This is a genomic window from Micromonospora sp. NPDC051543 (genome assembly GCF_044454415.1).
Classification (GTDB): Bacteria; Actinomycetota; Actinomycetes; order Mycobacteriales; family Micromonosporaceae; genus Micromonospora.
In genome coordinates, this window is the sequence record NZ_JBITDT010000028.1 from 20,504 (window position 1) to 34,163 (window position 13,660).

The following is a 13,660-nucleotide window of genomic DNA, read 5'->3' on the forward strand; positions in this document are numbered from 1 at the left end:
TGTGGCAGGTCGGGCTTCGTCGTACGAGGGAGGGATCAGCCCTTGCCGGCGTGGCTGGCGAGCTGGTCGAGCCCGTTGATGATGCCGCCGGCCAGGTCGCCGCCGCTGAACGCGCCGACCATCGAGAGCGCGGCCAGCTTGGCGTACGTGTCGGGGATGCGCTTGCGCGCGTGCCGCCCGGTGACGATCTCCAGCTGGCGCTGGTTGGGCGACAGGGCGATCAGCACCGACTTGTCCGGGTCGGCGAGCTGGCGGTGCAGCCGCTGGGCGTGCTCGCGGATCGGCTCGTCAAGGCCGCCGACGAACACCGAGAAGACCAGGCCGGTGCCCTTGTCGGCCAGGCGCAGGGCCTCGTCGATGCGCAGCAGCTGACGGGTCGAGAAGGGCCCGTCGAGCACCTCGGGCGGATTCTCCGTCCCGGTCTGCTTCTCACCAACGGTCACTTGCGCCTCCGGTTCCACCGGCCGGCGCCTCGACGCTGGCCTGCTCTAGCTTGTGGCTGGTCAGCGCGGGCGCCTGCGCGCCCGCCGTCAGCGCAGTGCCGGCCGAATCGGCCAGCTGCTCCGGGCGGCCCAGGAACCAGACCGGAGTGAAGTCGAAGGGCCGGCCCGGCCGGTAGCGCTTGGCGCCACCACCACCGCCGGTGGCACCCCCACGGCTACCGGCGTACGACAGGCCGGCGATCACCAGCACTGCCGCCAACGGGATGCCGACGAAGACCAGCACCGTCTCGGTAACAGACAATCCCAACGCCCCCAGGCGGAAGAAGGACCTCGAACAAGCGGGTCGGATGGACGATCATGATGGCGACCGGCCAACTCCGTCGCCATTCACGTTAGCGGAGTCGACGGCCCGCCAGATTGCGGGGTGCCGATCCCATCCGTCACTGGCGTGCTCCAGTTGCGCAGCGGTAGCGATGAGCCGCGCGTCGTCGCCGTACCGGCCGGTGAGCAGCACCCCGACGGGCAGCCCGTCGGTGGTCGTGGTGCCCAGGGGCAGGGAGACCGAGGGGTCGCCGGTGACGTTGAAGATGGCGCAGTAGGGCGAGAAGCGGCGTTGCCGGTCGAAATCGGCCGCCGGGTCGCCGTCGGCGGTGAACCAGCCGACGGGTGCCTGCGGGGTGGCGAGGGTGGGGCAGAGCAGGAGGTCGTAGTCGGCGGTGCGGGCCGCGCCGAGGCGTACCTGCGCCTGTAGTTCGCCGAGGGTCGCGGACAGTGTCCCCGCGGACACCTCGGCGCCCCGGGCGCGGAGCAGCCGGGTCAGCGGCAGCAGCTCCGGCTCGCGGTGCGCCGGGACCGGTGCGAGCGCCAGGACGTACCAGATGATCTCGAACAGCGGCCACACCGCGGGCGTGAGCGGCGGCGGCACCTCGACCACCTCGTGGCCGGCGGCGGCGAGCAGCGCGGCGGCGGAGTCGACGGCCGCGACGCAGTCGGGGTGCACCGGCTCGTCGGCGAGCATCGGCGTGGTGAACCGGCCGATCCGCAGGCGGCCGGGCTCGGCCCGGCGGGCGGCGGCCAGGTATCCGCCGGGCGGCGCGGGCGGCGACAGGTAGGGCTCGCCGGGCACCGGGACGGCCATGACGTCGAGCAGCGCGGCGATGTCGGCCACCGTCCGCCCGATCGGCCCGCTGGTGGGCAGACCGAACGCGCCGGAGCCGAGCGGCCCGCCGGAGACCAGGCCACGGCTGGGCTTGTAGCCGATCAGGCCGCAGAGCGACGCCGGGATGCGCAGCGACCCGCCGCCGTCGGAACCCTGGGCGACGGGCACGAGACCGGCCGCGACCGCCGCCGCCGCGCCGCCGCTGGAACCACCGGCGGTGTACGCCAACTGCCACGGATTGCGGGCCGGCGGCGCGACGCGGCCCTCCGAGTAGAGCGAGCAACCCAACTCCGAGGTGGTCGTCTTGCCCAGGCTGACGAGGCCGGCGGCCTTGATGAACCGGACCACGTCGGCGTCGACCGGCGGGACGAAGTCGGCGAAGGCGGCCGACCCGAAGGTGGTGCGTACCCCGGCGGTGAGGGTGAGGTCCTTGATGGCGGTCGGTACGCCGTGCAGCGGGCCGCGCGCCTCGATGGGCACCGCGTCGGCGGCGCGCGCGGCCTGCCGCGCGAGCTCCGGCGTGACGGTGACGAACGCGCCCACGGTGTCGCCGAGCGCCGCCACCCGGCGCAGGGAGTGCTCGACCAGCTCGACGCTGGACAGCTCACCGCGGGCGACGGCGGCGGCCTGTTCCAGCGCGGTCAGGTCGTGCGGCTCGGCCATCTCCTCATCCTGCCCGGTTTCAGCGGCCGTCGGCGGGCCGACACGGCGTGGGTCGCTGCGGCAGCTCCGGAATCCGCCCGGCCCGCCCGGCGCCGGCGGACCGCCAGCAGGACGACCGAGCGCCGGGACAGTCTCCGGTCGCGTCAGCGCCGCCCGTGCAGGAAGCGCAGGGCGTTGGTGGATCGGAGCTTGTCGCGCTGGGCGTCGGTGAGGAAGTCGGCCGCGTCGACCACCGCGCCGACGGGCCGCTCCCCCAGCGGGTACGGGTAGTCGCTGCCCACCAGCACGCGGTCCTCCCCCAGCGTGTCGACCAGCAGCCGCAGAGCCGGCGGCGTGAAGACCACCGAGTCGACGCTGAACCGGTCGACGTAGCTGCTCGGCGGGGCGGCGGACGCGCCCCGGACCAGGTCGCCACGGCGGTGCCAGGCGTTGTCGGCGCGGCCGAGCCAGAACGGGAAGCTGCCCCCGCCGTGCGCGAAGCAGATCCGCAGCGCCTCAGGCACCCGGTCGAAGACGCCGCCCAGGATCATCGCGAGCACCGACAGGTGCGTCTCGGCGGGCATCCCGGTGAGCCAGCGGGCCATCCAGCGGTCCAGCCGGGGGCTGCCCGGCATGTCCCAGGGGTGGACGAAGACCGGGGCGCCCACCTCGGCGCAGTGCTGCAGGAACGTCACCACGCCGGCGTCGTCCAGGTCCCGGTCGCCCACGTGGTTGCCGATCTCCACGCCCACGTGCCCGGCCGCCAGGCTGCGGTCCAGCTCGGCGCAGGCGGCGTCCGGGTCCTGAAGGGGCACCTGGCAGAACGGCACCAGCCGATCGCCGCCGGCCGCGGTGACCTCCAGGGTCAGGTCGTTGAAGATCCGGGCGACCTTCACGGCCTGGTCGGCCGGGCGGTCGTAGCTGAAGAAGACCGGCGTCGGCGACACCACCTGTACGGCGACACCGTCGGCGTCCATGTCGGCCAGTCGGCGCGACGCGTCCCAGCACTCGGCGCCGATCGGCCGGAACTCCGTCTCCCCCACCATGATCATGGCGGCGCGCTCGGAGTCCACCCGCAACCACGGCCAGCCGGACCCACCGCACGCCGCGCCGAGGTCCGGCCATCCCTTCGGTACGACGTGCGTGTGCACGTCGACCACACCAGCGGGCATCAGCCCTTGCCCGGGTGCAGGGTGCCGCAGTTCGCGCAGGTACGCGCCGACTCGTCCGCGTAGAACGCCTGGAACACCGGCGGCAGGTCGGCCGCGATGTCGCGCACCTGCAACTCCACCTCGTGCACCTTGTGCCCGCACTCCGGGCAGTACCACTGGAACGTCTCCAGCGTGCCCTCCTCGCGGACCCGCTCCACGACCACACCGATCGAGCCGGCCTCCGGCCGCTGTGGCGAGTGCGGGGTGTTGCGCGGCAACATCCACATCTGACCCTCGCGCACGTGCACCGTACGCGGCCCCTGCGGGGTCATCAGGTTGACGTGCATGTTGCCCTTGACCTGGTAGAAGAACTCCTCGTACGGGTCCACGTGGAAGTCGGTGCGCTGGTTGGGGCCGCCCACCACCATCACGATGAAGTCGTCCCCGCCGGGGAACATCTCCTTGTTGCCCACCGGAGGCTTCAGCAGGTGCTGGTTATCCGCGATCCAGCCCGGAAAGCTGAACGGTTCGGCGATCTCACTCACGACTGACCTCCCGAGGGAAGAAGGGCCACGGCCTGGATCTCGATGAGCAGGTGCGGGTGCGGCAGCTGGTGCACCGCCACCGTCGTACGGGTCGGGCCGGACGCGTCGAAGAACTCCGCCCAGACCTCGTTGTAGCCACCGAAGTCGTTCATGTTGACCAGGTACGACGTCACCTGGACGAGGTCGGTGAGGTCCGCGCCGACCGATCGCAGCAGGTCGCCGATGTTCTCGATGACCGCCCGGGTCTGCACCCGGATGTCCAGGTCGGTCGTACCGAACTCGTCCACGGACACACCGGCGAAGCTGTTGTCCGGCCGCCGGGACGACGTACCGGAGACGAAGACGAACCCACCCGCCACCTTGACGTGCGGGAAGGCCCCCCGAGGGACGGCCTTGCCGGCGACGACGACCCCGCTCACGACGACGCCCGCAGGGACGCCGTGCCGAGCTTCTCGACGACCGCGCGGACGTGCGCGCCCGGGCGCAGCGGGACGGCGGCGGTGGCCGCGCCGGCCAGGAACACCCAGCCCGACTCCAGTCGCACCCCGTGCCGGCCCGCCAGTCGGATCCCCTCGTCGAGCGCGCGGCGCGGATCGCCGAGGATCGCCGCCGTCGAGCCGACCTGGGCCACCCGGCCGTCGACCTCCAGCAGCACGCCCAGGTTGTCCAGGCCCGCCGGCACCGGGGACCACGGGCCGATCACGAACGCGGCGGCCGAGGTGTTGTCCGCGATGACGTCCGGCAGCGAGAAGCGGAAGTCCGCGTACCGGGAGTCGATCAGCTCGATGGCCGGAGCGACCGCGCGCACCGCCGTGGCGAAGTCGCCGACCGGCTCACCCGGCTCGGGCAGCCGGTCCAGCAGGAACGCCACCTCCGGCTCGACCCGGGGATGGATGTACGCGGCCGGGTCGACCGCGCCGCCGTCGGGTACCCGCATCGCGTCGGTGAGCCGTCCCCAGATCACCTCGTCCACGCCGACCTGGGCCATCTTCGCCTTGCTGGTGAGCCCCATCTTCAGCCCGACCAGCCGCTCGCCGGCGTCGATCCGGCGCTGCGCCAGCGCGGCCTGCACGGCGTACGCGGCGACCACGTCGAGGCCGGTCTCGGCGGCGAGTTGCGGAATCGCGGTGGCCGTGTCGGCCGCCGCGCCCAACTTCTCGGCGATCCCCGCGATGTCCGCTCCGATCATGATTGCTCCTTGCCGGCCAGGTCGAGTGCGACGTCCACGATCATGTCCTCCTGGCCGCCGACCATCCGACGCCGGCCCAACTCGACCAGGATCGAGCGCACGTCCACGCCGTACTTCGCCGAGGCCCGCTCGGCGTGCCGCAGGAAGCTGGAGTAGACCCCGGCGTACCCGAGGGAGAGCGTCTCCCGGTCCACCTGGACGGGCCGGTCCTGCAACGGGCGGACGATGTCGTCGGCGGCGTCCATCAGCGCGAACACGTCACAGCCGTGCTTCCAGCCGTGCAGTTCGGCGACCGCCACGAAGACCTCCAGCGGCGCGTTGCCGGCGCCCGCGCCCATCCCGGCGAGCGACGCGTCCACCCGCACGGTCCGGCCGTGCGGCGCGTCGGGGCCGGCCGGCGCGGACCCGAGGACCCGGCCGTGCTCCACGGCGAGCACGCTGTTCGCCACGCCGAGGGACAGGTTGTGGTGCGCGTGGATGCCGATCTGCGTCTCCGGGTCGAGGACCTGCCGGTACGCGTCGATCCGCTGCGCCACGTCGGACATCAGCAGCCGGCCGCCGGAGTCGGTGACGTAGACGCAGTGCGCCCCGTACGACTCCATGAGTTTGGCCTGCCCGGCCAGCCCGGCCGGATCGTTCATGTGCGACATCATCAGGAAACCGGCCACGTCCATGCCGTTCTCCCGGGCCCAGGAGATGTGCTGGGCGGAGATGTCCGCCTCCGTGCAGTGGGTGGCGATGCGGACGCTCGTCACCCCGAGCGCCTGGGCGGCCTTGAGGTCGGCGATCGTGCCGATGCCGGGCAGCAGCAGGGTGGTCAGCTTCGCCGTGGTCAGCACCTCGGCGGCCGCGGAGATCCACTCGGCGTCGCTGGCCGCGCCGTGGCCGTAGTTGACGCTGGACCCGGCGAGCCCGTCGCCGTGCGCGACCTCGATGGCGGCCACCCCGGCGGCGTCCAGCGCGGCGGCGATCGTGCGCACCTGCTCGACGGTGTACCGGTGGGCGATGGCGTGCATACCGTCGCGCAGGGTCACGTCCTGGATGTACAGGTCGGTCATGCCACCGCTCCCGTCGCGCGCAGGGCCACCAGCCGCTCGGCGGTCCGCAGCGCGGCCGACGTCATGATGTCCAGATTCCCGGCGTACGCCGGGAGGTAGTGGCCCGCGCCGGAGACCTCCAGGAAGACCGACACCTGCAGGGCGGTGAGCTGCCGTCCGAGCGACGGCAGGTACGCCTGCACCCGGTCGAACTGCACGTCCTGCTTGAGCCGGTAGCCGGGGACGTACTCCTGCACCGTCGCCACCATGTCGCTGATCGAGGCGGCGATGGCGGCGCGGTCGGCATCCGCGTCCGGGCAGAGGCAGTAGACGGTGTCCCGCATGAGCAGCGGCGGGTCCGCCGGGTTCAGCACGATGATGGCCTTGCCCCGCTCGGCCCCGCCGACCACCTCGATGGCTCGCGCCGTGGTCTCGGTGAACTCGTCGATGTTGGCCCGGGTGCCCGGCCCCGCGGACTTCGAGGCGATCGACGCGACGATCTCGCCGTACGCCACCGGGGTTACCCGACCGACGGCGGCGACGATCGGCACGGTCGCCTGGCCGCCGCAGGTCACCATGTTGACGTTCGGCTCGTGCAGGTGCTCGTCGAGGTTCACCGGCGGCACCACGTACGGGCCGATCGCGGCCGGGGTCAGGTCGACCACGGTGCGGCCGTGCGCCCGGAGCACCTCGTCGTGACGGCGGTGCGCGCCGGCCGAGGTGGCGTCGAAGACCAGCTCGACGTCGGCGAACTCGGGCATCGCGACGAGCCCGTCCACGCCGTCGGCGGTGGTGGCGACGCCGAGCCGGCGGGCCCGCGCCAGGCCGTCGGAGGCCGGGTCGATGCCGGCCATCGCCACCATCCGCAGGCTGTCACTCAGCCGAAGAACCTTGATCATCAGGTCGGTCCCGATGTTTCCGGAACCGAGCACCGCCACACCGGTGGTCATGCGGACACCCCCTTGCTGAAGCAGGTGCGTACCGAGCCGAGCCCGGAGATCCGGGCCTCGTACGCGGCCCCGGGGGTGACGGGGACCATCGGGCCGAGCGCCCCGGAGAGCACCACGTCCCCGGCCCGCAGCGGGTCACCGGCCCGGGCGAGGGTGGTGGCCAGCCAGTGCAGGGCGTGCAGCGGGTTGCCCAGGCAGGCCGCGCCCGCGCCCACGGAGACCGGCTCACCGGCGCGCTCCAGCACCATGCCGCACAGCCGTAGGTCGACGTCGGCGAGCCGGCAGGGCGTGGTGCCCAGCACGAACAGCCCGCTGGAGGCGTTGTCGGCGACCGTGTCCACGATGGAGATGTCCCAGTTGGCGACCCGCGAGTCGACGATCTCGATGGCGGGCAGCACGTGGTCGACCGCGCGGATCAGGTCGACCGTGGTGATCCGCTCCTCGGCGAGGTCGTCGCTCAGCACGAACGCGATCTCCGCCTCGACCCGCGGCTGGAGCAGCCGGTCGATCGGCACCTCGACCCCGTCGCCGACGGCCATCTCGTCGGTCAGCATCCCGAAGTCCGGCTGGAACACCCCGAAGGTCTCCTGCACCGCCCGGGACGTCAGCCCGATCTTCGCTCCGACGCGGCGCTCGCCCCGGCCCTGCCAGGCCCGCGTCTGGAGCTGCTGCACGCGGTACGCGGACTCGACGTCCCCCTCCGGCAGCAACCGGCCGCGCAGCGGCGGGCACGGCTTGCCGCTGGTGCGGGCCTCGGCCAGTTCCCGGTTGGCGGCCTCGATGTCGGCTTCCACGTTCACTCCCCCGGTCACGACAGGTCCACGCAGACGTTTGTGAGTTCGGAGTAGAAGTCCAGCGAGTGCACGCCGCCCTCCCGACCGATGCCGGACGCCTTCACCCCGCCGAACGGGGTGCGCAGGTCCCGCAGGAACCAGGTGTTGACCCAGACGATGCCGGCGTCCAGCCGCGCCCCGGCCCGGTGCGCCACACCGACGTCCCGGGTCCACACCGTCGCCGCCAGGCCGTAGTCGGTGCCGTTGGCCAGGGCGTACGCCTCGTCCTCGGTGTCGAACGGCGCGACGTGCACCACCGGGCCGAAGATCTCCTCCCGGTTGGTGCGGGCGTCCGCCCCGAGGCCGGCGAGCACCGTGGGCTGCACGTACGAGCCGCCGTCCCGGGCGTCGCCGAAGCTGGGCTTACCGCCGCCGGTCAGCACCTCGGCGCCCTCGGACCGGGCCAGGTCGTACGCGCCGAGCACCTTGGCCCGGTGCTGCGGTGAGATGAGCGGCATGGTGGCCGTGGCCTCGTCGGTCGGCCAGCCGTACGCCAGCTCGCCGGCCCGCTTCGCCAGCCGGGCGGTGAACTCCTCGAAGACCGGCCGCTGCACGTAGATGCGCTCGGTGCAGAGGCACACCTGACCGCCGTTGGTGAAGCTGGACCGCACGGACCCGGCGATCGCCGCGTCCAGGTCGGCGTCGGCGAACACCAGGCCGGCGTTCTTGCCGCCCAGCTCGAAGCTGACCGCCTTCACCCCGTCGGCGGCGGCCCGCATGATCGCGCCGCCGGTGGCCGACTCGCCCGTGAAGGTGATCGCGTCCACGCCCGGGTGGCGGGTCAGGAACTCCCCCGCCGAGTCCGGACCGAAGCCGTGCACGAGGTTGAACACACCCTCGGGTACGCCGGCGGCGGCCATCACCTCGGCCAGCACCGTCGCCGAGGCGGGTGTCTCCTCGCTGGGCTTGACCACGACGGCGTTACCGCAGGCCAGCGCCGGGGCGACCTTCCAGGTGAGCAGCAGCAGCGGCAGGTTCCACGGCACGATGACCGCCACCACGCCGACCGGCTTGCGGACCGCGTAGTTGAGGGCCCGGCCACCGGTCGGGGTGACCGTGGTGAACGACTCGGTGGGCGCGGTCGCCACGATCTCGGCGAACGCCCGGAAGTTCGCCGCGCCGCGCGGAATGTCCAGCGTACGGGCCTGGGCGATGGACTTGCCGGTGTCGGCGACCTCGGCGGTGACCAGGTCGTCGAAGCGGCGCTCCAACTCGTCGGCGACGCGGCGCAGCACCTCGGCGCGCTCGCGCTCGCCCATCCGGCCCCACGGCCCGCGCAGGGCCGCGCGGGCGGCGGCGACCGCGTCGTCCACGGTGGACCGCGACGCCTCGGCCACCTCGAAGACCGGCTCCCCGGTCACCGGGCTGACCTTGGTGAACGTCGACCCCACGTCGACGAACTCACCGCCCACGAAGTTGCGCAGCCGCGGCAGCCCGGCCGGCGCGTGGCCGGTCATCAACGTCGGGTCCCAGAGGTGGTTCACGCGCGCCTCCCTCGGTTGAGCACCGCCGTGATCGCGCCGGCCAAAAGCAGCGCCGCCCCACCGGCGACCGCGCCGAGCACCCGGTGCTGCCGGCGCACCCGGCGGCGCACCTCGGCGTACGGGGTGGTGGAGAAGGACACCAGCTCGTACTGCGAAACGTACCGGCCGGGCAGGGCCCGTTCCAGCGCGTGCTCCACCCGCCGCCGTGCCTGGAAGACCGGTGACGCGACCTTGTCCCGCATCTCCACGAAGTTGGTCAACGCCATCTGCGCGATGGCCTCGGCGTTCTCCTGCCGGCGGCGCTGGAACAGCGGCAGCGCCGCCGTCCACTCGTCGGCGCACTCGTCGAGGCAGCGGTCCAGCTCGACGACGTCCTCGAAGGCGCAGTTCGCGCCCTGGCCGTAGAACGGCACGATGGCGTGCGCGGCGTCGCCGATCAGGCCGACCGTCCCGTTGACCTGCCAGGGCGTGCTGCGGACCGTGCCGAGCACACCCACCGGGTTGTGCTGGTAGTCGTCCACCAGGGCCGGGGCCAGGGGAACCACGTCGGGGTACCGCTCGGCGAAGTGCGCCCGGATCGCGGCCGGATCGTCCAGGGCGGCGAAGCTGCCGGCGCCCTCGTTGGGCCAGAACAGCGTGCAGGTGAACGAGCGGTCCGGGTTCGGCAGCGCGATCATCATCGACGTGCCGCGCGGCCAGATGTGCAGGGCGTCCGGATCGAGGGCGAAGTCCCCGCCCAGCGGCGGGATCGTCAGCTCCTTGTAGCCGTAGTCGAGGAAGTCCACGCTCTCGCTCAGCAGCCCGTGCGCCAGCAGCTGCCCGCGTACGGCGGAGCCCGCGCCATCCGCGCCCAGCACCACGGACGCCTTGGCGGCGACCGGGCCCTGCGGGGTGTCGAAGCTCAACGAGCCGTCGGTCGGGTCGAGTCCGACGAGACGGTGGTCGAAGACGACCCGTACCCCGGGCAGCGCGGTCGCGGCGTCCAGCAGGGCGTTGTTCAACGCGCCCCGGCTGATCGAGTTGATCGCCCGGTCGCCGGCCGCGCTGTACGACTGGAACTGTGGCTCCCCCTCGACCGGGTGGATCATCCGGCCGCGCATCGGCAGGGCGTCGGCCATCACCTGTTCGGCCAGGCCGATCCGGCGCAGCGCGTCCAGCCCGCGCTCGGAGAGCGCCAGGTTGATCGAACGCCCGCGCTCGGCCGTGCCGGCGCGCGGGTCCGGCCGCCGCTCGTACAGGGCCACCGGGTAACCCCGCCGGGCCAGGAAGCAGGCGGCCAGGCACCCGGCCAGGCCGGCGCCGATGATCGCGACCTCGTCACGCCGGGCCGTCATGGGCTCACCTGCCCCACGGTCGCGGCCAGCGCGGCGGCGGCCCGCCAACAGTCGAGGTACGTCGAGTAGAGCGGCACCGGGGCGAAGCGGACCACGTCCGGCTCCCGGGCGTCGGCGATGACGCCGTGTTCGTACCGTAGGCGTTTGGTCAGCTCGGCGGCGCTGCCGGCGCCGATGCGGACCGAGAGCTGGCAGCCCCGCCGCGCCGGGTCGCGCGGAGTGACCACCCGCAGCGGTCGGTCGGCGGTGACCTCGTCGAGCAGCGACTCCAGCCAGCCGGTGAGGCGCAGGCTGCGGGCGCGCAGCGCCGGCATGCCGACCGCGTCGAACAGCTCCAGCGAGGTACGCACCGGACCCATCGCGAAGATCGGCGGGTTGGAGATCTGCCACGCCTCCACGGTGGACGGTGGGCGGGACACCGGCGTCATCTCGAACCGGGTGGCCGCCGCGGTGCTCCACCAGCCCTCGAAGCGAGGCAGGTCGGGGTCGCCGAGGTGGCGCTCGTGCACGAAGACGCCGGCCAACGCCCCGGGACCGGAGTTCAGGTACTTGTACGAGCACCAGGCCGCGAAGTCGACGTCCCAGTCGTGCAACGCGAGGGGCACGTTGCCGACCGCGTGGGCGAGATCCCAGCCGACCACCGCGCCCGCCGCGCGGCCGGCGGCCGTGATCGCCGGGATGTCCAGCAGCTCACCGGTCAGGTAGTTGACGCCGCCGAGGAGTACCAGCGCCACCCGGTCGCCCTCGGCCGCCAGGTAGTCGGTGACGTCCTCGGTGCGCAGCGCGTCCTCGCCGGGGCGGGGGCGCAGCCGGACCACAGTGTCGTCCGGGTCCAGGCCGTGGAACCTCGCCTGGCTGCGCACCGCGTAACTGTCCGAGGGGAAGGCGCTGTCCTCGATGACGATGCGGGTACGCGTGCCGGCCGGGCGGTAGAAGCTGACCATCAGCAGGTGCAGGTTGACGGTGAGCGAGTTCATCACCACGGCCTCCGCGGGCCGGGCGCCGACCAGTCGGGCGGCCGGGCCGGTCAACAGCTCGTGGTACGGCAACCAGGCGCGCTCGGCCTCCAGGTGCCCCTCGACGCCGAGCCGTCCCCAGGCGTCCAGGTCGGCGAGGAGTTCGTCGCGCGTGGCCCGGGGTTGCAGACCGAGCGAGTTGCCGGCCAGGTACGCCGATTCGCTGTGGTCGCCGCCGTCGGCGGGCGGCACGTGGAAGAGGTGCCGGTGACCCGGGTCGGCCTCGTCGAGGCGGTACGCCTCGTCAACAGGAATGTGCATGTCTCGCTCTCCGGTCACATCGCGGTGCGGGCCGACCACAGCTCCGGGAAGACGACCCGGGCCATGCTCCGTTGCAGCCACGCCAGTCCGGCGGAACCGCCGCTGCCGACCTTCGCGCCCATCGTCCGCTGCACCGCCTTGACGTGGTTCCAGCGCCAGTCGCCGAACTCCTCGGCGACACCGCTGAGCGCCTCGCCGAGCAGCCGCAGGTGGTTGTCGGGGCCGTTGTCGGCGTAGATCCGCACCCAGGCGGCCTCGACCTCCGGCTGCGGGTCGTGTTCGACCGCCACGTCGCGGTCCAGCACGCCGGCCGGGATGTCGAAGCCGCGCCGGGCCAACAGCGCGACGACGTCGTCCCAGAGACTCGGGGCGGCCATCGCCGCGCTGAGGGCGGCGTGCACCTCGGCCTGCCGACGGAACGGGCGGATCAGCGCCGGGTCGCGCAGCCCGAGCAGGAACTCGAGGTGCCGGTACATGGCGGACTGGAAGCCGCTGCCCTCGCCGAGCAGGTTGCGGAACCGGTTGAAGTCGGCCGGGGTCATCCAGCGCAGGCCCTGCCAGGCGGCGTTCAACCCCTCCAGGTGCAGGGTGGCCCGGCGCAGCGGGGCCAACGCGTCCCAGATCCGGTCGGCGCGCAGCAGGCGCTGGGTCTCGCGCAGTTCGTGGCAGGTCAGCCCGAAGTACAGCTCCATGATCTGGCTGACCATGAGGAACGACATCTCGCCGGGGTCGTCGCTGAGAGGTTGCTGCAACTGGTGCAGCGCGCTGGCGCGCACGTACGCGTCGTACGGCACCAGGTCGGCGAACTCGAGAGTCGGCTCACCGCCGTTGCGTGCGGCGCGGGCCGCCCGTTGTCGCGGGGTCACCGGTCGCACCGTGGCGACGCGGTTCGAGGCCCGCCGCTCCGTCGATTCCACCAGTCGTCTCCCTTCCCCGAACTGCCGACGTCATGATCTCGCGGTGGGATCGGCCTACGGAATGCCAGATCAACGGCACTTGCCGTCCTGACCTGGCGAACGGAAGGCAGCTGGGCGAATCCGGTTCACGAAAGTAAGGTGCGAGCGTGGACGACATGGACTGGGCGCTGCTGCGCGAGTTGCAGGCCGACGCCCGGCTCTCCTTCAGCGAGTTGTCCCGCCGGGTACACCTGTCCCCACCAGCGGTCGCCGAGCGGGTTCGCCGGCTCGAGGAGACCGGGGTGATCACCGGCTACCACGCCCACGTCGACCTGACCCGGGCCGGTCGCACAGTGGTCGCCCTGATCAGGATGTCCTGTTACGGGTCGCGGTGCATCCTGCACGACCCGGAGGTGTCCGACTGGCCGGAGATCCTGGAGATCCACCGGATCACCGGTGACGCGTGCAGCATGCTCAAGGTCGCCGCCGGCTCGATCGGGGACTTCGAGGCCGTCATCGACCGCCTCGCCCCCTACGGCCAACCCTCAAGCACCATGGTCCTCTCCTCCCCCCTCCCCTGGCACCCCATAACCCCCCACCCCTAGCCCCGCCACCCCCCCGCCCCCCGCGCCCCGCCCTCCCCCGGGTGCCCCGCCCTACCTCTCCGCGCCGATCTTGCACTTGCTGTTGCCGAAATACGAGGAATGCCCGGCTATGCGA

General features: G+C 72.7%; 15 protein-coding genes. 1 reads left to right on the forward strand and 14 read right to left on the reverse strand.

Annotated features, from left to right (window positions below):
- Positions 1-35: 35 nt before the first annotated feature.
- From ACIA3K_RS30890 to ACIA3K_RS30955, 14 genes are all read right to left on the reverse strand, one after another.
- Complete coding sequence (locus ACIA3K_RS30890) at positions 36-443, reverse strand: DUF5130 family protein (RefSeq protein WP_357133566.1); 408 nt, start codon at positions 441-443, stop codon at positions 36-38.
- Positions 430-726 (reverse strand): hypothetical protein, encoded by a 297-nt coding sequence (locus ACIA3K_RS30895; RefSeq protein ID WP_112584149.1) that lies wholly within the window; start codon positions 724-726, stop codon positions 430-432. The genes ACIA3K_RS30890 and ACIA3K_RS30895 overlap by 14 nt, the downstream gene beginning before the upstream one ends.
- Positions 727-798: 72 nt before the next feature.
- Positions 799-2,265, reverse strand: coding sequence for an amidase (locus ACIA3K_RS30900; RefSeq protein WP_396805271.1), 1,467 nt, complete (start codon positions 2,263-2,265; stop codon positions 799-801).
- 143 nt (positions 2,266-2,408) lie between these two features.
- The gene (locus ACIA3K_RS30905; RefSeq protein WP_396805273.1) at positions 2,409-3,416 is read right to left on the reverse strand and encodes an amidohydrolase family protein; all 1,008 of its coding nucleotides are present in this window, start codon (positions 3,414-3,416) and stop codon (positions 2,409-2,411) included.
- Complete coding sequence (locus tag ACIA3K_RS30910; RefSeq protein ID WP_396805275.1) at positions 3,416-3,940, reverse strand: 3-hydroxyanthranilate 3,4-dioxygenase; 525 nt, start codon at positions 3,938-3,940, stop codon at positions 3,416-3,418. Before ACIA3K_RS30910 ends, ACIA3K_RS30905 begins: the two co-directional genes overlap by 1 nt.
- On the reverse strand, positions 3,937-4,359 hold the full coding sequence (locus ACIA3K_RS30915; RefSeq protein ID WP_396805277.1) for a RidA family protein: 423 nt from the start codon (positions 4,357-4,359) through the stop codon (positions 3,937-3,939). The genes ACIA3K_RS30910 and ACIA3K_RS30915 overlap by 4 nt, the downstream gene beginning before the upstream one ends.
- Positions 4,356-5,129 (reverse strand): 2-keto-4-pentenoate hydratase, encoded by a 774-nt coding sequence (locus ACIA3K_RS30920; RefSeq protein ID WP_396805279.1) that lies wholly within the window; start codon positions 5,127-5,129, stop codon positions 4,356-4,358. Before ACIA3K_RS30920 ends, ACIA3K_RS30915 begins: the two co-directional genes overlap by 4 nt.
- Entirely contained in the window at positions 5,126-6,187 is a 1,062-nt protein-coding gene (gene dmpG / locus ACIA3K_RS30925; protein ID WP_396805281.1) for a 4-hydroxy-2-oxovalerate aldolase, read from the reverse strand. Before dmpG ends, ACIA3K_RS30920 begins: the two co-directional genes overlap by 4 nt.
- On the reverse strand, positions 6,184-7,116 hold the full coding sequence (locus ACIA3K_RS30930; RefSeq protein WP_396805283.1) for an acetaldehyde dehydrogenase (acetylating): 933 nt from the start codon (positions 7,114-7,116) through the stop codon (positions 6,184-6,186). The genes dmpG and ACIA3K_RS30930 overlap by 4 nt, the downstream gene beginning before the upstream one ends.
- Entirely contained in the window at positions 7,113-7,910 is a 798-nt protein-coding gene (locus ACIA3K_RS30935; RefSeq protein ID WP_396805285.1) for a 2-keto-4-pentenoate hydratase, read from the reverse strand. Before ACIA3K_RS30935 ends, ACIA3K_RS30930 begins: the two co-directional genes overlap by 4 nt.
- A gap of 14 nt (positions 7,911-7,924) precedes the next feature.
- Positions 7,925-9,406: a 2-hydroxymuconic semialdehyde dehydrogenase gene (locus ACIA3K_RS30940; RefSeq protein ID WP_396805293.1), complete on the reverse strand. Its 1,482-nt coding sequence runs from the start codon at positions 9,404-9,406 to the stop codon at positions 7,925-7,927.
- A 23-nt stretch (positions 9,407-9,429) separates the two neighbouring features.
- Positions 9,430-10,767: an FAD-dependent oxidoreductase gene (locus tag ACIA3K_RS30945; protein ID WP_396805287.1), complete on the reverse strand. Its 1,338-nt coding sequence runs from the start codon at positions 10,765-10,767 to the stop codon at positions 9,430-9,432.
- On the reverse strand, positions 10,764-12,044 hold the full coding sequence (gene kynU / locus ACIA3K_RS30950) for a kynureninase (RefSeq protein ID WP_396805289.1): 1,281 nt from the start codon (positions 12,042-12,044) through the stop codon (positions 10,764-10,766). The genes ACIA3K_RS30945 and kynU overlap by 4 nt, the downstream gene beginning before the upstream one ends.
- 14 nt (positions 12,045-12,058) lie before the next feature.
- A complete protein-coding gene (locus ACIA3K_RS30955) occupies positions 12,059-12,961 on the reverse strand; it encodes a tryptophan 2,3-dioxygenase (protein WP_396805291.1) in 903 nt (300 codons plus the stop codon).
- Positions 12,962-13,107: 146 nt separating this feature from the next.
- Between ACIA3K_RS30955 and ACIA3K_RS30960 the strand changes: the two genes are divergently transcribed.
- Positions 13,108-13,545, forward strand: a complete 438-nt coding sequence (locus ACIA3K_RS30960) for an Lrp/AsnC family transcriptional regulator (RefSeq protein ID WP_357133590.1) — start codon at positions 13,108-13,110, stop codon at positions 13,543-13,545.
- Positions 13,546-13,660: the final 115 nt, after the last annotated feature.